At 39.6% G+C, this 21,111-nt stretch carries 18 protein-coding genes and 1 other RNA gene; 11 read left to right on the top strand and 8 right to left on the bottom strand.

From position 1 onward, the window contains the following. The first annotated feature begins 30 nt into the window (after positions 1-30). Positions 31-954 carry a sugar phosphate isomerase/epimerase family protein gene (locus NK987_RS11110; protein WP_258424998.1) on the top strand — a complete coding sequence of 308 codons (924 nt, stop codon included), beginning with the start codon at positions 31-33 and terminating at the stop codon, positions 952-954. 37 nt (positions 955-991) lie between these two features. Then, complete coding sequence (locus NK987_RS11105) at positions 992-2,254, top strand: replication-associated recombination protein A (RefSeq protein ID WP_259263901.1); 1,263 nt, start codon at positions 992-994, stop codon at positions 2,252-2,254. An 11-nt stretch (positions 2,255-2,265) separates the two neighbouring features. Here the strand turns inward: NK987_RS11105 and NK987_RS11100 are convergent, their stop codons facing one another. Then, positions 2,266-2,997 carry a nitroreductase family protein gene (locus tag NK987_RS11100; protein WP_258424996.1) on the bottom strand — a complete coding sequence of 244 codons (732 nt, stop codon included), beginning with the start codon at positions 2,995-2,997 and terminating at the stop codon, positions 2,266-2,268. A gap of 102 nt (positions 2,998-3,099) precedes the next feature. On the opposite strand from NK987_RS11100, the gene NK987_RS11095 reads away from it, so the two are divergent. The 3 genes from NK987_RS11095 (at position 3,100) to NK987_RS11085 (ending at position 5,789) form a co-directional block, all read left to right on the top strand. Beyond that, a complete protein-coding gene (locus NK987_RS11095; protein ID WP_259263900.1) occupies positions 3,100-4,587 on the top strand; it encodes a DUF5687 family protein in 1,488 nt (495 codons plus the stop codon). Further along, on the top strand, positions 4,584-5,279 hold the full coding sequence (locus NK987_RS11090; RefSeq protein WP_259263899.1) for an ABC transporter ATP-binding protein: 696 nt from the start codon (positions 4,584-4,586) through the stop codon (positions 5,277-5,279). Before NK987_RS11095 ends, NK987_RS11090 begins: the two co-directional genes overlap by 4 nt. Before the next feature lie 297 nt (positions 5,280-5,576). Continuing rightward, on the top strand, positions 5,577-5,789 hold the full coding sequence (locus NK987_RS11085; RefSeq protein WP_113925085.1) for a hypothetical protein: 213 nt from the start codon (positions 5,577-5,579) through the stop codon (positions 5,787-5,789). A gap of 114 nt (positions 5,790-5,903) precedes the next feature. Here the strand turns inward: NK987_RS11085 and ssrA are convergent. After that, positions 5,904-6,310, bottom strand: a transfer-messenger RNA (tmRNA) gene (gene ssrA, locus NK987_RS11080). Positions 6,311-6,603: 293 nt separating this feature from the next. Here ssrA and NK987_RS11075 point away from each other — a divergent pair. After that, positions 6,604-7,749 (top strand): DNA polymerase III subunit gamma/tau, encoded by a 1,146-nt coding sequence (locus NK987_RS11075; RefSeq protein WP_258424993.1) that lies wholly within the window; start codon positions 6,604-6,606, stop codon positions 7,747-7,749. Positions 7,750-7,759: 10 nt separating this feature from the next. Here the strand turns inward: NK987_RS11075 and NK987_RS11070 are convergent, their stop codons facing one another. Beyond that, complete coding sequence (locus NK987_RS11070; RefSeq protein ID WP_259263898.1) at positions 7,760-7,912, bottom strand: hypothetical protein; 153 nt, start codon at positions 7,910-7,912, stop codon at positions 7,760-7,762. Between NK987_RS11070 and NK987_RS11065 the strand changes: the two genes are divergently transcribed. Next, positions 7,911-8,333, top strand: coding sequence for a hypothetical protein (locus tag NK987_RS11065; RefSeq protein WP_258424992.1), 423 nt, complete (start codon positions 7,911-7,913; stop codon positions 8,331-8,333). The genes NK987_RS11070 and NK987_RS11065 overlap by 2 nt on opposite strands. Here the strand turns inward: NK987_RS11065 and NK987_RS11060 are convergent. From NK987_RS11060 to NK987_RS11045, 4 genes are read right to left on the bottom strand one after another with little or no spacing between them, the layout of a single operon-like run. Continuing rightward, positions 8,330-9,319 (bottom strand): DUF3078 domain-containing protein, encoded by a 990-nt coding sequence (locus NK987_RS11060; protein WP_259263897.1) that lies wholly within the window; start codon positions 9,317-9,319, stop codon positions 8,330-8,332. The genes NK987_RS11065 and NK987_RS11060 overlap by 4 nt on opposite strands. A 25-nt stretch (positions 9,320-9,344) precedes the next feature. Then, positions 9,345-10,946, bottom strand: a complete 1,602-nt coding sequence (locus NK987_RS11055) for a LysM peptidoglycan-binding domain-containing protein (protein ID WP_259263896.1) — start codon at positions 10,944-10,946, stop codon at positions 9,345-9,347. Beyond that, positions 10,943-11,587 (bottom strand): O-methyltransferase, encoded by a 645-nt coding sequence (locus tag NK987_RS11050; protein ID WP_259263895.1) that lies wholly within the window; start codon positions 11,585-11,587, stop codon positions 10,943-10,945. The genes NK987_RS11055 and NK987_RS11050 overlap by 4 nt, the downstream gene beginning before the upstream one ends. Before the next feature lies 1 nt (position 11,588). Then, complete coding sequence (locus NK987_RS11045) at positions 11,589-12,818, bottom strand: M16 family metallopeptidase (RefSeq protein WP_258424988.1); 1,230 nt, start codon at positions 12,816-12,818, stop codon at positions 11,589-11,591. 127 nt (positions 12,819-12,945) lie between these two features. Between NK987_RS11045 and NK987_RS11040 the strand changes: the two genes are divergently transcribed. The 3 genes from NK987_RS11040 to NK987_RS11030 all read left to right on the top strand — a co-directional run bounded on the left by NK987_RS11040 (position 12,946) and on the right by NK987_RS11030 (position 19,512). Then, positions 12,946-14,232, top strand: coding sequence for an aminopeptidase P family protein (locus NK987_RS11040; RefSeq protein WP_259263894.1), 1,287 nt, complete (start codon positions 12,946-12,948; stop codon positions 14,230-14,232). 454 nt (positions 14,233-14,686) lie between these two features. After that, on the top strand, positions 14,687-16,045 hold the full coding sequence (locus tag NK987_RS11035; protein ID WP_259263893.1) for an SdrD B-like domain-containing protein: 1,359 nt from the start codon (positions 14,687-14,689) through the stop codon (positions 16,043-16,045). 26 nt (positions 16,046-16,071) lie between these two features. After that, positions 16,072-19,512 carry a sensor histidine kinase gene (locus NK987_RS11030; RefSeq protein ID WP_259263892.1) on the top strand — a complete coding sequence of 1,147 codons (3,441 nt, stop codon included), beginning with the start codon at positions 16,072-16,074 and terminating at the stop codon, positions 19,510-19,512. 126 nt (positions 19,513-19,638) lie between these two features. Here the strand turns inward: NK987_RS11030 and NK987_RS11025 are convergent, their stop codons facing one another. Continuing rightward, positions 19,639-20,016 (bottom strand): VOC family protein, encoded by a 378-nt coding sequence (locus NK987_RS11025; protein ID WP_259263891.1) that lies wholly within the window; start codon positions 20,014-20,016, stop codon positions 19,639-19,641. A gap of 71 nt (positions 20,017-20,087) precedes the next feature. Here NK987_RS11025 and NK987_RS11020 point away from each other — a divergent pair, with 71 nt between their 5' ends. Then, entirely contained in the window at positions 20,088-21,104 is a 1,017-nt protein-coding gene (locus NK987_RS11020) for a Gfo/Idh/MocA family protein (RefSeq protein WP_259263890.1), read from the top strand. Positions 21,105-21,111 lie beyond the last annotated feature (7 nt).

Genomic DNA, 21,111 nt, shown 5'->3' with positions numbered 1-21,111 from the left:
TTGAAATAATCCAATCAATCGTTTGCCTATATGACTACAAGAAGAACCGCTCTTAAGACCCTCGGATTGACAACAGGTTTGTTTGCAACCGCTGGCATTTTGGAAGCAAATCAAAAAAAGAAAAAAGAAAGCCAATTCAGTTTTTGTTTGAATACAAGTACCATCATGGGTCAAAAACCTGGATTGATTGGGTATTTGGATATCGCTGCTAAATCTGGATATGATGGTGTAGAATTATGGATCAGGGATATTCAGGAATATATATCAGCAGGAAATTCAGCGGCTGGTTTGAAAAAATATATTTCTGACTCAGGATTGAAATTTGAAAACGCCATTGGATTTGCCCCTTGGATGGTAGATGATGAGGAAAAGAGAAAAGCCGGGATGATTCAAATGGAACAGGAAATGGAGCTTTTGGCTTCCTTAGGATGTACAAGGGTGGCAGCACCTGCAGCCGGCGTGTCAGCCCCTTTGGACCTTTTTAAGGCAGGAGGACGGTACAAAGCTTTATTGGATTTGGGTAGGAAAACAGGAGTTATGCCTCAATTGGAGTTCTGGGGAGCATTTCCATTTTTTCACCATTTGGGCCAGGTTTTGATGGTGGCAGCGGTAGCCAATGATCCCGATACAAGGATTCTGCCCGATGTGTATCATCTCTTTAGGGGAGGATCGGGGTATGATGGATTGAAAATGCTTAACGGATCGGCCATCGAAATCTTCCATATGAATGATTTTGTAGCGTCCATTCCAAGGGAAGATCAGGCAGACAAAGACCGTGTTTATCCCGGAGATGGGGCTGCCCCAATGAAAGAGATACTGAGAGATCTGAAAAATATGGGTGGAAATAAGGTACTTTCGCTTGAGCTTTTCAACCAGGATTATTGGAAACAAGATGCTCTGACCGTAGCCAAAACAGGGTTAGAGAAAATGAAAAAGCTCGTCAATGAGATTTAGACATTTTGCTTTCTGTTTACAGCTTTTGAAAAATTAAATGAATCAAATCCCATTAGCCGAACGAATGCGCCCCCACAGGTTGGAAGACCTGATCGGTCAGGAGCACCTTTCTTCGCCTAGTTCTTTTTTGCATAAAGCGATCAAATGCGGCAATGTGCCTTCTCTGATTTTGTGGGGACCCCCGGGGGTGGGCAAAACCACCATCGCCAATATCATTGCCAATGAAATCAAAGCCCCTTTTTATACGCTGAGCGCTGTGAGTTCGGGAGTAAAGGACATCCGTGAGGTTATCGACAAAGCAAAATTTCAACTTGGTGTTGTGCTTTTTATTGACGAAATCCACAGGTTCAACAAGTCCCAACAGGATGCTCTTTTGGGGGCTGTCGAAAAGGGAACGATCAGACTGATTGGAGCTACCACCGAAAACCCTTCATTCGAGGTCAATGCTGCCCTTTTGTCAAGGTGTCAGGTTTTTACCCTCAATCCCCTCGGAAGATCCGAGTTGGAAGCGATGGTCAAGCAGGCTTTGGATAAGGATATTGACCTCAAAAAGAAAAAAGTTGAACTTAAAGAAACAGAAGCACTACTCAGGCTTTCGGGAGGTGATGGCCGTAAGCTTTTGAACTTACTCGAAATAGTCATAGATGGGATCAACCAGGATCCCTGTGTCATAACCAATGACATTGTCACCGAGATAGCTCAGCAGAAAGTAGCGCTCTATGACAAATCAGGCGAACAGCATTATGATATAATATCGGCCTTTATCAAGTCTATTCGCGGTTCGGATCCAAATGCGGCTGTGTATTGGTTGGCGAGAATGATCGATGGTGGCGAAGATGTAAAGTTTATTGCCAGGAGGTTGGTGATTTTGGCTTCAGAAGATATCGGCAATGCCAATCCAAATGCACTTCTTTTGGCTACTAATTGCTTTGAAGCTGTCAAAATCATAGGATACCCCGAGGCAAGGATTATCCTTTCCCAATGTGTCACTTATCTGGCAAGCTCGCCAAAAAGCAATGCCGCGTACCTTGCCATCAATCAGGCCCAAGCTTTGGTCAGGGAAAAAGGGGACCTGTCTGTTCCGCTACATCTCCGCAATGCGCCTACCAAACTGATGAAGGATCTTAATTATGGCAAAGAATACAAGTACTCACACGACTATGAAGGGAATTTTGTGACGCAGGAATTTTTACCAGATGAAATCAAAAACCTCAAGCTTTATGATCCTGGAAACAATGCCCGGGAAAATGAATTGAGAAAATACCTGAAAGAGAAGTGGAAGGGTAAGTATGGGTATTGAAAAGAATTGGCTTACTTTTCAAAAATCACTTCATCATTTGCCACCCTGAATCTCTTTCCATAAACCCCTTCAGGTAATCCTTTACCACAGCCTATGATCATATTTATTTCAGCTGATTTAGGTAAATCCAAAAGTTTTTTGACCCGCACCGAATCGAAGCCTTCCATAGGACAAGTGTCATAGCCTTCAGCCTTCATAGCGTACATGAATGTCATGGCAGCCAAGGCTGCACTTTTGTGCACAGACACCCGTACATCTGATTCGGTTACTTCCCTGACCATGGGTCTTTTCAATGACATAAACCAAGCGATGATTTGTTTGGTCAGCGACCACAAAGGGTATTTTGAGTATAACTTTGGGATGAGATTCCCATAATAGGCTTCGGCCTGCTTTTGTTTTTTGCCGGGGGAGTTTTTATAAGTTTCCCTAATGTAAGAAAGGTTGGCCGCAGCCCTGCTTTTCCATTTGTCTCTTCGGGTTACGATGACTACTAGTTCTCGCGCTGTAGTAGCCGCTTTTTGATTCATGCAGAGTCGGGAAATGGGATCTTTGAGCATGGAAGTTTCAGGAATTCTATAAAATTCCCACAGCTGCATATTGGAACTGTTGGGTGCAAGTGTGGCTGCTTCAAGGCATTTCTGTACAATTTGGTGGTCAAAAAGTGTCACTTGGTCAAAAATCCTGACTGACCTTCTTCCTTGTACTATATCGAAAAATCCTATTTCCTGTATATTTTCCCTCATTTGGTCAATTAAATTTTGGTTGGTTTATAGGCTTGGTTACTTTTACCTATATTCAAAACCAAAATTACATTTATTTATCTTTTAACCCTTATTCAATCCATTATGGTTTTAGAACTGATCCGTTTGGAGTTATTGAAAACCATCCGGTCCACGTCATTTGCCAAAAGTGCCTTGGTGGCTATATTTTTGGCATTTATGGCTCTTTTGCTTCTTTCCTATGTAGTAATGCTCGGGCTATTCCTGAAGCCGATCATAGAGAAAGGTTTCGAAAGTTCCGATGCATATGCGACATTGAGTGGAGCGTTGGTTTACTTTTTCCTTTTCGAATTTATGTACAGGTACTTTGTACAAAAGCTACCTGTCATTGAATTGGAACGGTTTCTTCATCTCCCAATCAAGAAGAGTAACATTATCCATTTCCTCTTGGGAAGGTCATTCGTGTCACCTTTGACTTTGATCACACCTTTGTTATTTACTCCTTTTGCAATTCAGGAAGTTGCTCCGAGGTTTGGGGCTGGTGCAGCTTGGTCTTGGCTGTTTTGTATCCTGTTTACAAGTTGGTCGCTGCATTGGCTGATGTTGTGGTTCAAGCAAAAATTTGAAGATAGCCTAATCGGGATCGGGGCGGTTTTCGCGTTGTTATTGATCGGTGCGGGTTCTACCTATTACGGATGGTACAATCTGGGAAGTCTGATCAAACCGATATTTGATTGGTCGTTGACTACCCCGATTCCGGTGGCGGTGCTTGGGGTGGTGTTTTTGGTTACATACAGGTTGGCCTATGCTTATTATTTTAATAACGCCTATTTAGAAGATCTCACTCAAGAGGAGAATGTCCGCTTTGTCAATCAGGATTTAGGAATATTTTCGAGATTTGGACTTGCCGGCGAATTGGCAAACCTCGAGTGGAAGCTGATCATCAGACATAAAAAAAGCCGGACTTACCTGATGTTGGCGGGATTTTTTCTGCTTTACGGGCTGATTTTCTATACCAATCCTGCATACAAATCCGAGACGGGTTTTAGCCACATGTTTGTATTTGTAGGTTCATTTATCACAGGGATCTTTATGCTTCAGTATGGGCAGCTATTCCTAAGTTGGAATTCAGCCAATTTTGATTTTTTCCTCCAAAAAAGAACAGGAGTTGAGGCACTTGTTAAAGGCAAATATCTTTTGTTTGCTGTGACCTCCTGCCTTTGCCTATTGGCTTCTGTGCCATATGTTTATTTTGGTTGGGACATTTTGTTGATTCATGTGGCCACATTCCTTTTCAATATGGGAGTCATCATGCATTTGGTGATTTACCTTTCCCTTTGGAAACCAAAACCAATGGACCTCAATAAAGGTGCGATGTTCAATTATGAAGGCGTTGGCATTGCCCAATTCCTGATGATCATCCCGATGATTGGGGCTCCTTATGTCATTTACCTTCCCTTTGCGCTTTTGGTCAGTCAATATGCGGGCTTATTGGCATTAGGGATAGTCGGAATAGCCGGGATTTTGGCATTTCCATATTTATCCAAGATTTCAATTGATAAAGTTTTACAAAACAGATACGAAATATCATCTTCATTCAGACAAGAATTATGATCAAGGTAGAAGGACTTAAAAAACAATACAAAGAAGCAGTAGTGCTTGATGTAGAAGCATTGGAAATTCCCAAATCAGAATGTTTTGGGTTGGTTGGAAACAATGGTGCAGGCAAAACAACACTTTTTCGAATTATGCTTGACCTTGTCCGTGCATCAGCCGGAAAAGTAACCATTGAAGGCAACGATGTAAGCAAAAGCGAGGATTGGAAAAGCAGGGTTGGTGCCTATCTTGATGAACACATGTTGTTGTCTTACCTGACTCCGGATGAATATTTTGAGACTTTGCGGAAGATTTACAGGCTGTCCGAAGAAGATTTGAAGCTTCATCTTGAAAACTTTAAAGAGCTTTTTAATGATGAGATTCTAGGCAAGAAAAAATACATCCGTGACCTTTCCAAAGGCAACCTCAAAAAGGTTGGCATCGCTGCTGCCTTGATGGGGCATCCTGATGTTGTGCTTTTGGATGAACCGTTTGAAAATCTTGATCCGAGTTCACAAAACAGACTAAAGAAACTGATTCTTCAGTCCAAGGAAAATTCAAAAATTACTTTTTTGATTTCGAGCCATGATTTGAACCATGTGACTGAAATCTGCGACAGGATTGTTCTGTTGGAAAAAGGGAAAGTAATCAAAGATCTCAATGAGAAAGCACTCATGTCGGAGGAATTAAACACCTACTTCGGAGTTTAAGATTAGATTGAGCTTGGGATTCGGGTTTGAGACAGGGAATTTCCCTTTCTCAAACCTTTTTTTTTTGGCTTTTATGGGACATTCTTTTGGTTAGGTATAAGGTTACATCCTGCTATTTTTCAGGTTTTTCGTTTTTATTTAAATATTTTTTAGCAAAAATTTGTTTTTTAAATATATAAAAATGTAATTTGTATCAACAATAACGCTTTACAAGATCAATCGCAAGTTGAAGGTACAGTCATAAGACTGTCATTAAGAATTAAAAGTTTTTAGGTTTTAAATTAAAATTTGGAAAAAATGGTAAAGTATGTAATCAAATTGGAAATCAATGGTATTGAGTTCCAAATCCAGACCTTGGCAGGCAGTGAAAGAGAAGCAAAAGACAATGCTTGGGAAGTCATCCGCAACAGGACTTCTTTTCTTTCGATTCAAAAAGATCAGAAAAAGGAACTTTATAGTTCCTTTAGCACAAAATTGGCACAGGGCATCAAAAGCGCCTTGTTATTCTAAAAATATAAGCCTTAGTGGGTGATTTTTTAAACTTTCATTTTCTTTGTTGTTCAGAGAATAATCCAAAAAGCCTTCCTCGAATCCTTACAAGAGGTCAGAGGAAGGCTTCATTTTTTGTGGAGCTGGCGGGATTCGAACCCGCGTCCAGATAGGGAAACACCGTACCGTCTACATGCTTAGTCATCTGTTGGGTTTTCGTCAGTATACTGCTGGATGACACACCTATCCACTGCTTAGCTACTTAGATTTCGCACCGGCTTAGTAGCATTGCCGATACTAGTCCGATCATTTCGACACCCCAGATTCAACCCCGAAAGGACGGGGGGTTGCGGGATGTGGCCGGGGAGCATCTATCGAGGCTCAACCCTTTAAGCGTTATCTTGTCCCCGAAGGGTTAGATTATGCAGCCATGGCGTAAGAAGTTTCGCCAGTTATGTTCGTATGAATTATTCAAGGCCGTACATACTCCGGCCTGCATGCGAGCCCAGTCCTTACACCTACTGTCAAAACCGGTCAGCCCCATTTTTCTGTAATGGGAGACAAATATAGTGTAAAAATGGTTCCACGGAGGGAATTTTTTAAGTACAAGGTATCAAGAAACGAGAACTATGACAATGATCTTCAGGATATTTGGGCCTAGTGATTGGAATAAGAAGTAAATATTAACTAGAAAGCTGCCTAAAATGGAATTTGTAATTTTTCAATTTTCCAATTCTAAAATTAACCCCTACAAAATGAATATTTTATAAAAAAAACCTCAAATAACAATTCGGCAGTCAAGCTCTGAATTCCAATTATTTTATATCTTGCGGCGATGGAAAATTTTGTAGTATCAGCCAGAAAATACAGGCCTTCCGATTTTAATAGTGTAGTAGGACAGCAGCACATTACGACTACGCTAAAAAATGCGATCAAAAACAACCATCTGGCCCAGGCTTTTCTATTTTGTGGACCTAGAGGTGTAGGAAAGACAACCTGCGCAAGGATACTTGCCAAAACCATCAATTGTCAACACAGGACTTCAGATTTCGAAGCCTGTAATCAATGTGATTCCTGCCTAGCCTTTAATAACAATGCATCATTTAACGTCCATGAACTGGATGCTGCCTCCAACAACTCTGTAGATGATATCCGAAACCTGGTTGAACAAGTCCGCTACGCCCCACAGCAAGGATTATATAAGGTTTATATCATAGATGAAGTGCACATGCTCTCCAATGCAGCGTTCAATGCATTTCTGAAGACACTTGAAGAGCCACCCAAGTATGCTATTTTCATTCTAGCCACTACAGAAAAACACAAAGTAATCCCTACGATATTATCGCGATGTCAGATTTTTGACTTCAACAGAATCCTTATCAACGATATTGCTTTGCATCTCAAATATATCGCGGAGCAAGAAAAAATTGATGCTGAAGATGAGGCGTTGAGACTTATTGCAACCAAAGCGGATGGGGCATTGAGGGATGCACTTTCAATGTTTGATTTGATTGTGACTTATTCATCAGGCAACAGATTGACTTATCTGGAAACCATCAGCAACCTCCATATTCTTGATTACGATTATTATTTTAAGGTTGTAGATTCATTGCTTGCAGGAAGTATATCAAATGTGCTCCTGATTTTCGATGAGATTTTGAAAAAAGGATTTGACGGGAACAATTTCATTGTGGGTCTTTCGGAGCATTTGAGGGACCTTATGGTATGCAAGGATCCTGCGACGGTTGATCTCATTCAGGTTTCCGAATCAGCAAGAGACAGGTACTTGATGCAATCCCAGCAGGCAAGCGTTTCATTCTTGTTGTCTGCGTTAAACATCTGTAATCAATGCGATATTCAATATAAGGCGAGCAAGAATCAAAGGTTGCATGTTGAATTGGCATTGATGAAAATGTCAAAATTGCCTCAAGCACTTACTTTGGCGGCTTTGGCACAGGAGGATTCAAAAAAAAAAGGCTGATTGAGGTCCCTCAGGAAAACTTAAAAAATTCAGCAACACCACTTTTTAAAGAAACAAATACTTTTGCAGCGAAGAAAACTCCTGTCCAAAAAACCCTATCCATTCCCACGAGTATTGGTTCTGCCAAAGTAGCTATTGAGCAAAAATCGACAGTAGTGGCCATGGTAACAGTAGATGTAGAAGAAAAGCCAACCAAACCATCAGAACAACTCGCTGAGATTTTTGACCTTGCCAAGTTAAAATCTGAAATCAATGAAATCATTGAGGATTACAAATCACAACACCGTAGTCTTGAAATGACAGTTCTGAAGCAGCCTGTGGTGTTAGAAAATGAAACAATCATTTTTCAACTCAATGGAGAAATTCAAGAAGGAATTTTTCAAAAAATCAAACCTGATATTCTTCAAATCTTGAGGAGAAAGCTGAATAATTATAGCATTCATTTAGATGCGATTATCAAAGAGGAGGAAAATGATGGTAAAAGGAAACTCTATACAAGTACAGACAAGCTGAACTATTTGCTTGAAAAATCGCCTGCATTGAAGGATTTGAAGCAAAGATTTGGTTTGGAAACAGACTTTTAGAAATCCAGTCCTATTCCAAAATTGAACATATTCTGGAGCTGAATCGCTTGCTTGGGAGGTCCGGAATCCTGCTGGATAAAAACCTTTTCATCATAAATCAGAATTGTTTCTATCCTTGTGGTAATAAATTTATTCACTCGCATGGAGACAACAGAATTGAGGTTGACTACGAAATTTCCCAAACTTTCGAAATTGGTAAAAAGGTTTAAATCTGCTCTCCAGCGAATATTTTCATAAAGTTGAATGTCTGTGGTAGAACCAAAAGACAGCCCTGCTTCAGGCAATACCAACTCTCCCGGAACCACTCCAAAAGCCCCGGCATTACTCAATGAGTCATCCATGACGATAGTAAATCTTCCTGTAAAAGGTGAGGCAATCAGGGAAATCCTGTCTTTGTTTTTGAATTCTCTCCTATAGTTCAAACCTGTGGAGGATTGGATATATGCAGGTGCTAGAAAGTCCGATAGTTTTGACCTTGAATCCAACTCTGCACCTGATGGCCTAAAATATCTAAAGCCCTCAAGCAATTGTGTCCTGGCATCAAGCTGGGTTGACAAAAACCAGGATTCAGTCAGTTCCCGACCGTATTTGGTTATGAAAATAAAATTATCATTTGTTTTGCGTGAAGGATAGCTTCTTCCCGCCTGCCTATTAAAGCCCACATTGATATTCAGCTTGGTATCCCAAATGATCTTGTCTTTTTTATAATTCCCAAACAAAACCAAAGCCGTATTCCAAGCAAGATTGCTCGATCCCCCCGCATTCCAGTTAGAAAGGCTGACCTGCTGAATACTCAGGTTGAAGTTCCCCCCTTTTTTCCAATAAACAGGCTTGACCTCCTGTTTGAAAATAATGGAGTCGCCCAACATGATAATTGTGTCTCCGTCTATCAGCAGGGTATCTGCTAGCTGAAGTCTATCTTGGGCTTTTAACCCCCAAATTGAACAGCAGTATAACAAAAAGAATATCGAAAATTTTTTCACCATGGGTCAAAATACTTAAGTAAAGGCTTTAAGGCTTATCGATAATAAGCTTTTGGCCAACTTTAATATTATTATCTGGGAGCTTATTCCATTTCTTGATTTCTTCTACGGTGACTCCATACTTTTGTCCTATTCTAAATAGATTCTCACCTGCTTGAACAGTGTGGGTAACTTTCTTGTTGGGTTGGGAACTGGAAGGCGAAGAAACAGGAGGATTATTTTCAAACCTGTTTTGCTGTTGTGAATTGGAATTAGAAGGAACTGAATTATTTCCCTGGTTAGCAATGATTTTTCTGTATTCAGTCGCCGGGACTGTTGGAATAGCTTCACCTCTAGGCCGGAAATCACGGAGATTTAGGATCATCCCAGCTTTCAGTTCTCTTTCATCATTGATTCTGTTTTTGGATTTTAATGCCGAAAGTTTGATTCCGTACATTTGTGAAATGGACCAAAGGGTTTCTCCGGGAAGGACTATATGGGTTTCAGCATCGGCTTTGGTCTTTTTTGGTTTCGTATAATAGTACTGCCCTGCTTCTATTTTGTCTGTTTTATCCAAATCATTGAGACGTCTTAGCTTTGCTTCTTTGATCCCGACTTTTTCACTGAAATTATCCAAAGTTGTAGTTGAAGCTGCTTTTATACCATCAATATTATTTACCTTGATTTGATTAGGTTGGGTGGCCTTTTGAGCATCCCCAGTGATTTTCGGGAAGTCGGATTTTTTAACCTCAGCTGTTGATACGGGAATAGAAGGCAAATTCGTCGGTTGACTTTGCGCAACTGCCTGACGTGGTCTTGGGGTGTTTTCTCTAATATACAGCACAGAATAAGGTCTGTCATCCGGGATATTTCCTTTTGCAGTCCATTTGTTATATTCTTTGAGGTGATCCTCGGTCACACCAAGCCGAGGTGCCAAGGCTTTTAAGGATGTTGGTCCCTGTACCTGTACTTCTTCCAGAATACCGTTATTGCTTGCCAACATGACAGTCGGGGCTTCGAATGCGATTTTGTGGGCTAAAAATTTTTTGAAATACCAATGAAAATTTCTGTCTACTTCTACAGTTTTCTTTCCGTTGTATGTTGTCCCAAAATAAGACCTTGCACCTCCAAGACCCATTTGATAGGCGACCAAAGCGCACATCCAATTATCAAAAGGGGCATTGTTTTTTTTAAGATACCTTGCAGCACCCTGACTGGATGCGACTATGTTTTTCCTTTCGTCGATTTGTCCATCTACCCGAAGTGCAACTTCTTCTGCAGTTCCTTGCTTGAATTGCCAAAAACCGACTGCATTGGATGTAGAAACGGCGTCGGCAATAAGGCTGCTTTCCTGAATGACCAGGTATTTGAAATCGGTTGGCACACCGGCATTTCTTAATTCGCGCTCCACTATCGGAAGGTAAAGATTAACCCTTTCCGCTTTGACCTTAAAATAAGTCGGATTGCGGTAGAGTGCATCTACATCGCTTTGTATTTCACGCCTTGCCTGTTCATTGATTTTGATAGTAAGGTCAGCAAATCTAAGCTCCGAAGGAACTTGTGGTACTTGGGCCAATGCCAAGAAAGTCGGAAAAAATGTCAGAATTAATAAAAAAGCAGCTTTGAATAGGGGACTTATATTTTGTTTCATAGTTTTCTTGCCAGCATCAATCCATCTCTGATGGGAAGTAATACATTTTCAACTCTTGGGTCATTTTGAACCATCAGGTTATAATCCAGTATCACTTGAGTGTCCTTATCGATTTTTTTACCTTCCTCTATCAAGATTTTGCCTGACCAAAGGACATTATCTGCGAGGATGATTCCTCCGGGATTAACCCTCTCAACGACAAGTTCATAGTATTTGATATAATTTGCTTTATCTGCATCAATAAACACCATATCAAAATTCCCTTCTATTTTCGGGATGATATCTAAAGCATTGCCGAGCCTGTAGTCGATTTTGGAGGATAGTCCTGATTTTTCGAAAAATACCCTTACCATTTTTTCAAGCTCGTCATTGATATCCAAGGTGATGAGTTTCCCGTTTTTGCCTAAACCCCTTGCGAGGCAAATACCTGAATAACCTGTATATGTACCGATTTCAAGGATTGTTTTTGGGTTAAGCATTTTGACTAAAAGCTCCAATGTTTTGCCCTGAAGATGTCCTGACAGCATTCTTGGCATCAGTACTTTGGCGAATGTTTCACGCTTGACATGCTGAAGGAGTTCATCCTCTATACTGCTGTGGTCTTCACAATAAGCCAATAATTCGGGTGCAATAAACTCCATATCAAGCAGGAATGTAATTAAGAAAGCTGAGCTTGGCTGGGTCAAAAACCTCGTTTGCAATGTCGATCAACTCTTCGGCAGTGGTTTCTCTCATGATTCCAAAGATAGTATCCAAGGAGTCAATTTTCCCTTTATCCAATAAGTTTTTGCCAAAAACAAGCATCAATGCGGCATAATTCTCCTCTGACATGGCCATTTGTCCGATCGCCTGTTCTTTGGCCATGTGGAGTTGCATGGTACCAAGCTTTTTTGTGCGAAGTTTTTCCATCTCGTTGAGCACGGATTTTCTTGCCCTGTTGGCTTTATTTTGCTCAGTGGCAAAATATACACTTATAAATCCCGTATCAGAATAAGTTTGGTAATGTGATTCCACACTGTAGACATATCCATGTTTTTCCCTCAAAGCAAGATTAAGTCTTGAATTCATACTTGGCCCTCCCAAGATATTGTTCAGAAGGTACAATTTGAACCGTCGGGGATCGTACATAGAATATGCAGGCTGACCGATGGCACAGTGAGACTGTGTGATTTCTTTTTCTACTGTTTTGTTTTTCGGATTATAATTGGAGAATCCATTTCGGATGTAAAGACTTCTTTTTGTTGGAATATCTGAAAGAAAACCCTCAACTTCCTTGAGTACTTTCTGGAAAGTGACATTACCCACCACCGAAAAAACGATTTGTGTGGTATCAAGTCTGGAAGAAAGAAACCCGAAAAAGTCCTCCTGGGTAAAATTTTTGACGGTATTTTCCGTGCCAAGGATATTCCTTCCCAAAGCGTGTCCTTCAAAAATGATTTCATCAAAATCATCCTGAATCGAATCATCAGGAGAATCTCGGTACATGGCCATTTCTTCCAAAATAACCTGCCTTTCTTTATCTATCTGTTTTTTTGGAAACGTACTGTTGAAAGTAATGTCACAAAGCAGCTCGGCAGCTTTATCGAAATGTTCTTTCAATGTACTCGCATAAAAACAGATTTTCTCCTTAGTGGTATAGGCGTTAAGTTCACCGCCCAGAGTTTCCAATCGGTTGATGATATGATAGGCTTTTCTTTTTTTTGTGCCTTTAAAGGCCATGTGTTCCCAAAAGTGGGCAAGCCCTTCCTGCTCTTTGGATTCATCACGGCTCCCGATATTGAGAACAAAACCACAGTGAACTAGCCTGGTATGATTGACTTCCTGATGGACGATCCGGATGCCGTTGGGCAATTCTTTCAGATTATATTGCATTCTTTTGTTTTCCTTCCCTCAAAGTACAAAAATAAAAGACTTTTTGAAGTCTTTTTTTAGCCAATGGATAAATGGTATTTTTGGTTCAATTTAAAATTCCGATTTTGTCACCCTAAAGATCCTGTATATGAAATATAAACCACTTTCTCAGTCTTTCCATATTCACAACAGACAAAAACTCAAGGCCAAATTACCGGCAAAGTCACTTGCGGTTTTTCATTCCAATGACATAATGCCCACCAATGCGGATGGAACAATGCGATTCAGACAAAACAATGACCTTTTCTACTTGTCAGGCATAGATCAGGAAGAGACTATTTTGGTGATTTGTCCTGATTTTCCTGATCCCAATCTTAGAGAAGTGCTTTTTCTACGGGAAACCAATGACCATATAGCCGTTTGGGAAGGGCATAAGTATACCAAAGAAGAGGCTTTTGCTACTTCAGGGATTGAGAATATTCAATGGGTTTCAAATTTTGACAACCTATTCAATACGCTCATGGCATTGAGTGAGCATGTTTTTTTGAATGCCAATGAACATTTGAGGGCGGCTGTTGTGGTCGAGACACGTGATGCCAGGTTTATCAAAAACTGTAAAAAAAGATATCCTCTGCATCAATATCACAGGGTAGCGCCATTGATGCATCAGCTAAGGGCGGTTAAAGAAAAAGAGGAAATAGATCAGTTACAGATTGCCTGTGACATTACCGAAAAAGGATTTCGACGCATTCTATCTTTTGTAAAGCCGGGAGTGACTGAATATGAAATTGAGGCAGAGTTTATCCATGAATTTGTCAAAAACAGAAGTAAAGGATTTTCCTATGAACCCATCATAGCTTCCGGTAGCAATGCCTGTGTACTTCATTACATTGAAAATAAGGAAGTCTGCAAGGACGGTGATATGATCCTGCTTGATGTAGGAGCAGAATATGGTAACTATAATGCCGATATGACCCGTACTATTCCTGCCAATGGAAGATTTACCAAAAGACAAAGGGCTGTCTATGACGCAGTTCTCAGAGTCAAAAACCAAGCCTCCGATATGTTAAGGCCCGGAATCAACATTCAGGATTACCACAAAGAGGTGGGGCTGATCATGCAGTCTGAATTGTTGGGATTGGGACTGATCGATCAGACTGACATCAAAAATCAAGATCCAAAATGGCCGGCATTCAAAAAATATTTTATGCATGGAACTTCCCACCACCTTGGATTGGATGTGCATGATGTAGGCACTATGCATGAACCCATAACTGCCGGAATGGTATTTACAGTGGAGCCCGGGATTTATATTCCTAAAGAAGGTCTTGGTATCCGTCTCGAAAATGACATTTTAATCTTGGAAAAAGGGTATTTTGACCTGATGGGAAAAATTCCAATTGAAGCAGAAGAGATAGAGGAGCTGATGAAATAATCAGCTTCTTTTTTTGATTTATGATTTTTTGAAGTTTTAGGCAGGTGAATTATACTTAATTAATGCTTTTTTTTTTTGATTCGGGAAAAAGTTTCAAAATATAATAATATAACTTTTTAAATAAAAAATATATTATAATTTATAATAATGTGTTATATAAAAAATTTTTTTTTGAAATGTTGTACTAAATTTCTCCAAATTAAATTTTAGAAAATTTTTAGTAGGTAAATGATAACAATTATGGGATTGGGAAACTGGTTTTTTTCTTAAAAAAATCAGTAATTTCAAAAGAATTACATCCCAATAAAAGTGTTCTTCGCAATCTTAAATTTGTTTTATAAGGTTGTTTTTGATTCTTCAAGCCAAAGGAATTTTAGAAAATCCGGGGCTTTTTAAGCCTACTAGCAAAAAATAACAATCAAATTTTTAACTGCATTGATTAAACGAAAACATTATGAAAAATAATCTAAATCTTTTGATTCTACTTTTACTTTCAATCATTTCTGGCTGTCAGTTTTCTAATCAAGAAGTCGTCATAGAAAAAATTGATGCCAATTTTCGAAATATAAATGTGGAAGATTTTAGGGTAGAATTACCCGGGTATTTTGCAGATCAGCTGGGTGAATTTGAAAAAGCAAGGATTAACAATTATGATGTAGAATTTGTGGGAAGAAATGTTGAGAAGATAGATGGAGTTACAAGTACAACATTTTATTATAAAGTTAGCGGTACAGGCAAATCTTCAGATTTGGAGAAATTTTTTCTTCAGGTCCCCCCATGTGCCGGCGTTCCTACCTCATGGGAACCCGTTCAATCATCTAAATTGGATTCAAAAGGGATTACTTGGAATATTGAAATCGGAAAAGATGAAAGTAAAAACTTTTCTATGACTTTTGTAGGCGATATCCCTCTTGGGGTTATCGAAAGCAGTATCACGAGGAATGCCAAAAGAGAAAAATGCAAAATAATGGGTCCTTGTGAGGGTGTTACAGAAATTTGTGGCAGTATTTTTATTGATGCAAATGCAGACGGGATCAAGCAAAACTCTGAATCAGGAATTCCTGAAATTGAAATATTTTTGAAGAACAAAGCAACAAATAAAATTTTGGGATCAGTAATGACCCTAGAAGATGGGTCTTTTTCTTTCCAGGTTTTGAAAGGTGAATATTTTGTAGAAACTACCGACGAGTTGCTTAAACTCAGTTATAAAGCAACGACTCCATCGAGCGTGCACTTTTGCACTGATGAGACAGATGGATCTTGCATCAATTTTGGATTCGAAATAGATTCAGAAAAAACTACCCGTGAATTGTTAGAAGGAATTGTTGAAGGGACTGCCGAATGTACTGATTATTGGGTCGATCAGTTAAACTATTGTGGATCACCCAAGGGTGATTATACTGAGGCAGAAATTTTGGAATTCCTCAAGCAAATCGAAAAACTCTTGTTGACTGAACCTTTTCAGTTTGGAAACAAAAAAATCAAAACAGCCCTGGAAATTCTAAAACCTGTAGGGAAATCGGAAATTGAAATGTTCCTTAAAGAATTGCTTACTGCTGAGTTGAACGTAGTCAGCCGAAGAGGTGCACTTAGAGAGGTTGATGGAGTTTTTGAAATATGGGATAATTATAATCAGGCATTATTGATCCATTGTGAAGCTGTAGGATGCGAAGAGCTTGGTACATGTGGTGAGGGTGTCAATGACAGACATTCAAACTCCCAATCAGCAGGTTCTAGGATAATGAATACCAGATTGATAGAGGCCACTAATACATTATCTGCTTTTAATGGCACAGGTGGAATCAGGAATTAATTGATGCAAATGATTATATTCATTAGATGAACCTCCGTTTTTGTTTAGCCATTTCTATTTTATTCATTTTTAGTTTCAAAGTGGTAGCCCAAGAGCTGCCCTTTGTTCATTATACCCCTGACAATGAATTGAATCCATTGCCTTCAGCCATGGTTACAAATGTTTTTCAAGACAGTGAGGGATTTATGTGGTTGGCTGTTCACTCTTCTGGCTTGATTCGTTTTGATGGAACCAAGATGGATCTTTATGGTCAAAAGGAAGGTGTCAAAGACCTTGGGGTTTGGCAGATAGTGGAAGATAAATTAGGATACCTTTGGGTTACTTCCAATTCCGGATTGGTGGTTTCAGAGGAGCCTGTATCTAATTATAAAAATGGGAGGAGGTTAACTTTTACTTCAGAATTTGGGGGTAAAACTCTTTATTCCGAAATCGTCAATCTCAATCAAATAGCAGTGGATAGCAGTGGGATAGTTTGGGTGGGTACTGTTGCGAAAGGATTTTTGAAATACCATATCAATGAAAAAAACAATTTAGAAGTAGATGTTTTAAATATCGAAATGAAAGGCAGTACACCACAACAGATTACCACACTTTTTTCAGGGAAGACAGGAATTTTGGCAGGGATTGGGGGAGGCCAACTTGTTCGGATATCAGGCAATAAAATCCAATTGATTTATTCTTCCGACAAAATCTCTGAAGATCAAAATTTCGCCTCCATTCTAGAAGATGAGAAAGGGAAAATTTGGGCTTACCGTCAAAATGGAGAAGTCCTGCTTTTTCAAAATGAATCAACCGATCCAAAGAAAATTGCCCAATTAAAACAATCCAATATAGCAAGCTTAGCAACTGTGACTGAAGGAAATGTATGGGCGGTAAGCGGAGTCAACGGGATTATCAGATTCAATCAAAAATCAGGAGAAATTATAGGCCATTTCACTAGGTCTAACGGATTGTTGAGCGATAACGTCTTTAATGTAAGCAAAGACAGGGAAGGTAACGTTTGGATTGCTCAATCCGGTGGGATTTCAAAACTTAGATTTAATTTCAATGCTTTTGAGAATTTCAGTACCCGTTCTATAGCTGGTGAAAAGCCCATTTTACCCTCTGCTAAAGTAAATTCTATACTGAGGGTTCCTTCTGGTACTTACCCGTTTCGGCTTTTGGCAGGGACTGAGGGAGGTGTTTCATGCATTTCCGAAGAGGGTACTTCTACCTATATTACCCAAGCAGATGGTCTTACAGGAGATTGGGTAAATGGTCTCGAAATTGATTCTGAGGGTAGGATTTGGATAGCAACTACACAAGGTTTGAATGGGCTTGTCTTTGATCAGAAATTGATTTTGAAAGAGGCTGAAGATATTAGAACCATCAATATCAATGGAAAGCAAGGAATAATCTTTACAATTCCTGACAGCCCACCTATTATTGCTTCTGAAAATCTTTTCATAAAGGGTTCTCCTGAGAATGAAGACCTAGGCTCAATTTGGTTTGCGGGTTTAAGGAGTATAATTGGAGTTGTTTCTGGAAAAATATACTCTTTTGGTATCGAGTCTGGGCTACCTCCGGTATTAAATAAATCGATAGCCTTCGATGGAAATGGATACTTATGGGTAGGTACAGTGGACAAAGGTATTTACCGTAGCACCAAAAAGATAACCAGAGAATACCTTTCTGAGAATGCTGACTTACCAACCGATTCTAATCTTTTTGAGCAGTTCTGGTCAACCCAAAATGGTTCTCCAACAAATCATATTGAAAAATTATTATGGAAAAACGGTAAAATGTGGGTTGGTACGCAAGAAGGCCTACTGCTACTTGACCAGGACACAGGTGCAATCTTGAATCATATCACCAAAGAAAATGGATTACCTGCTAATAATACGGTTAGTTTTGCTTTGGCACCCAAAACTCAAAATCTCTGGGTAGGTACCAACAGCGGTCTTGCAGAAGTTGATATTGAAAGTGGGGAAGTTATCAAAAAAGTAACCAAACAAGATGGATTGATAGATGATGAAGTATGGCTTTATGGTTCTGTCAAGGTGGATAAAGATGGGCTTGTTTATTTCGGTACTGCAAATGGCTTATCAATTTATAATCCCTTATTAGACAGAAAAAACAATATACCCCCACCTGTAAAGCTTACGTCTGTTCTCATTTCTTATCGAACAGAAGGCCGTAATGAAGCAATATTTGAATATTCGGCACTTAGTTTTTCAAATATTTCGGGGGTAAGATACAAAACCAGACTGTTGGGCTATGATGAAGAATGGTCGCCTGAGACAAATCAAAAGCGTCTGCGATACACCAATTTACCGGCTTTTTTTTGGTCCAAATCCTATACACTTGAAGTAGTGGCTATCAATGACAGTGGAGTGGAATCATCGGAGCCAATGACATATACTTTTATGGTAAAGCCAATATGGTGGCTCCGTTGGTGGGCATTTTTGATCTTAATATTTATTTTCGGTATAGTTATTTTTTCTTTTGATAGAGTCCAGAGAAGACGGGTGTTACGAAAAGAACGAGAAATTGCAAAATTGCGGGAAGCAGAACTCCATGCGGATGCGGCGATAGCAAGGTCATTGGCTTCAGAAGCGCAGGCAAGGGCATTAAAAGCTGACAACGAAAAAAAAGCATTAGAATTGGAAAAAATTCAAGAATTAGAAAAAGCTTACCAAGAACTTAAAGCTGCTCAAAATCAGTTGATCCAAGCGGAGAAAATGGCCTCCTTGGGAAGGCTAGCGACTGGTATTGCCCATGAAATAAAGAATCCTCTCAATTTTGTGAATAATTTTGCCGCTCTTTCCGGTGAATTGGTCGATGAATTGACCCAGGCAATAAGGGATAATAACCAAGTTGAAATTGATTATTTGATGGAAAATATAAAAATCAATGCGGGGTTAATTGAGGAACATGGAAAGAGAGCTGATGCAATTGTCAGGTCAATGATGCAGCATACGCGTCAAGGGAAGTCAACTTTTGAAATTGTTGAAATCAATAATCTTGTCGAAAAATACATCGATCTAACCTACAACAGTAAAGGTGCCCATAATCCGGGTTTTTTTACGGCAGTTAAAAAAGATTTCCATCCAAATTTGAAGAAAGTCAAAATTTCCGGACAGGAGATTGGCCAGGTTCTTATCAATATTATTGGAAATGCATTTGATGCGGTTTGGGAGAAAAGCAAAAACAACCCTGAAGGATATGAACCTGAGGTTTCGATTTCCACTTTTATGGCCGGGGATAAAGTCGGAATCAGGATTTCGGATAATGGTAAAGGAATACCTATTGAGAATCAGGAGAAAATTTTTGAGCCCTTTTTTACCACCAAACCTACAGGGGAAGGTACTGGATTGGGTCTCAGTTTAAGTTATGAGATTATAACGCAAGGGCATAACGGCTCATTGCTCTTGGAAAAGAAAAATGGGGAAGGGGCTTCATTTGTTATTTTATTACCTGTTTATTAAAGAGGCAACTTCAATTTTCACCTTCTTTTTAGCCCTTTGGAATTTAAAAAAGGCGCAAAAATATAGTTTAGGAAAAAAATGAAAAATGAGCCACAGGTTGAATTCCGCCTTTGGCTCATTTTAGCCTTATTGCTTTGAATGGAGTGCAATTTCATTTCCCTCCGAATCATGAAACAATGCCATAAATCCAATATCAGGGGTGATTTCTGTTTTGGGTTGAATGATTTTCCCACCGGCTTTATCAATTCTGCTGAGTTCGGTATTTACGTCGTCGGATGAAAAATAGATTTTGGTGCCCTCTGTACTCGGTTTATAATATCCTTCTGCTTTGACCAGACTTCCTCCTGCACCGAGTCTGCTTTCATCCCAGGGAAACCAAGCCATATCGATGGGACCCATTTTGTGACGATCAAGCTTACAATTAAAAACAGCTTCGTAAAAAGCCATTGCTCTTTCCATATTTTCGACCGGAATTTCAAACCAGCCAACGCTTACATGTTTCATAGTGGTAATGGGTTTAGAATATAAATTTAATAAATTCATCCAAAATTTACTTTGTCAAAATAAGGATCAATATGAAAAGAAGTAGGCCTCATTCCAGAAGATTATTTTTAAAAACTTCCACAATAGCCGGTATCGGTCTTGGAGTTTATGGAAATTCATTCGGTTTTTCTTCAGATCAAGTAATCAACTCCCAGGGAAAAAAAGTCGGGATAATTGGATTGGATACGTCGCACAGTATCGCCTTTACCAAGGTATTGAATGGACATAAAGATGACCAAATTTATCTTGGCTACCATGTTGTCGCCGCTTATCCATTTGGAAGTAAGGATATAAAGTCGAGCATGGATAGAATTCCCGGTTATACTGAAGAAATCCAAAAAATGGGAGTTGAAATCGTAAGTTCTATCGCGGACTTGCTTCAAAAAGTAGATGTGGTGTTGTTGGAAACCAATGATGGAAAACTTCATTTGGAGCAGGCTATGGAAGTATTTAAGGCCGGGAAGCGCATGTTTATTGACAAACCGATGACGGCATCCTTGAAAGATGCCAAAGCTATTTTTGAAGCTTCCAAACGATACAAAATCCCGGTTTTTTCCGCTTCTTCCCTAAGATACATTACAGGAATTGAAAAAATTGACAAAAGCACCGTTATAGGTGCGAGTACATTTAGCCCTGCCGAATTGGAACCTTCGCATCCGGATTTATTCTGGTATGGAATACATGGAGTGGAAACCTTATTTACCGTAATGGGCACAGGATGTGAGTCTGTCGTAAGGGTGTCTACTAATGATACAGATGTGGTCACCGGGATATGGAAAGATGGAAGAGTCGGGACTTTTAGAGGAACCCGAACAGGCAAACATGATTATGGAGGTACGGTTTTTACCCAAAACGGAAATGTGGTTTTAGGCCCTTATGCCGGATATGAACCTTTGCTTTTGGATATTGTAAAATATTTTGAGACGGGCATTGTGCCGGTGCAGCCTGAAGAAACGCTTGAAATTTTGGCTTTTATGGAAGCAGCGGATATCAGTAAAAAGCTTGGAGGTAAATCTGTTTCAGTGAGAGAACTATTGGATAAAAAATAAAGAAAGG

The sequence above is a fragment of the Aquiflexum gelatinilyticum genome (assembly GCF_024813435.1).
Lineage (GTDB): Bacteria > Bacteroidota > Bacteroidia > Cytophagales > Cyclobacteriaceae > Cognataquiflexum > Cognataquiflexum gelatinilyticum.
The sequence above is the reverse complement of the archived record's forward strand: the minus strand, read 5'-3'. Positions and strand labels throughout refer to the sequence as shown.

Excerpts from the sequence above, each read along its gene's own strand:
- NK987_RS11110 (WP_258424998.1), top strand. The coding sequence starts at position 31 with ATGACTACAAGAAGAACCGCTCTTAAGACCCTCGGATTGACAACAGGT.
- NK987_RS11105 (WP_259263901.1), top strand. The coding sequence starts at position 992 with ATGAATCAAATCCCATTAGCCGAACGAATGCGCCCCCACAGGTTGGAA.
- NK987_RS11100 (WP_258424996.1), bottom strand. The coding sequence starts at position 2,997 with ATGAGGGAAAATATACAGGAAATAGGATTTTTCGATATAGTACAAGGA.
- NK987_RS11095 (WP_259263900.1), top strand. The coding sequence starts at position 3,100 with ATGGTTTTAGAACTGATCCGTTTGGAGTTATTGAAAACCATCCGGTCC.
- NK987_RS11090 (WP_259263899.1), top strand. The coding sequence starts at position 4,584 with ATGATCAAGGTAGAAGGACTTAAAAAACAATACAAAGAAGCAGTAGTG.
- NK987_RS11085 (WP_113925085.1), top strand. The coding sequence starts at position 5,577 with ATGGTAAAGTATGTAATCAAATTGGAAATCAATGGTATTGAGTTCCAA.
- NK987_RS11075 (WP_258424993.1), top strand. The coding sequence starts at position 6,604 with ATGGAAAATTTTGTAGTATCAGCCAGAAAATACAGGCCTTCCGATTTT.
- NK987_RS11065 (WP_258424992.1), top strand. The coding sequence starts at position 7,911 with ATGGTAACAGTAGATGTAGAAGAAAAGCCAACCAAACCATCAGAACAA.
- NK987_RS11070 (WP_259263898.1), bottom strand. The coding sequence starts at position 7,912 with ATGGCCACTACTGTCGATTTTTGCTCAATAGCTACTTTGGCAGAACCA.
- NK987_RS11060 (WP_259263897.1), bottom strand. The coding sequence starts at position 9,319 with ATGGTGAAAAAATTTTCGATATTCTTTTTGTTATACTGCTGTTCAATT.
- NK987_RS11055 (WP_259263896.1), bottom strand. The coding sequence starts at position 10,946 with ATGAAACAAAATATAAGTCCCCTATTCAAAGCTGCTTTTTTATTAATT.
- NK987_RS11050 (WP_259263895.1), bottom strand. The coding sequence starts at position 11,587 with ATGGAGTTTATTGCACCCGAATTATTGGCTTATTGTGAAGACCACAGC.
- NK987_RS11045 (WP_258424988.1), bottom strand. The coding sequence starts at position 12,818 with ATGCAATATAATCTGAAAGAATTGCCCAACGGCATCCGGATCGTCCAT.
- NK987_RS11040 (WP_259263894.1), top strand. The coding sequence starts at position 12,946 with ATGAAATATAAACCACTTTCTCAGTCTTTCCATATTCACAACAGACAA.
- NK987_RS11035 (WP_259263893.1), top strand. The coding sequence starts at position 14,687 with ATGAAAAATAATCTAAATCTTTTGATTCTACTTTTACTTTCAATCATT.
- NK987_RS11030 (WP_259263892.1), top strand. The coding sequence starts at position 16,072 with ATGAACCTCCGTTTTTGTTTAGCCATTTCTATTTTATTCATTTTTAGT.
- NK987_RS11025 (WP_259263891.1), bottom strand. The coding sequence starts at position 20,016 with ATGAAACATGTAAGCGTTGGCTGGTTTGAAATTCCGGTCGAAAATATG.
- NK987_RS11020 (WP_259263890.1), top strand. The coding sequence starts at position 20,088 with ATGAAAAGAAGTAGGCCTCATTCCAGAAGATTATTTTTAAAAACTTCC.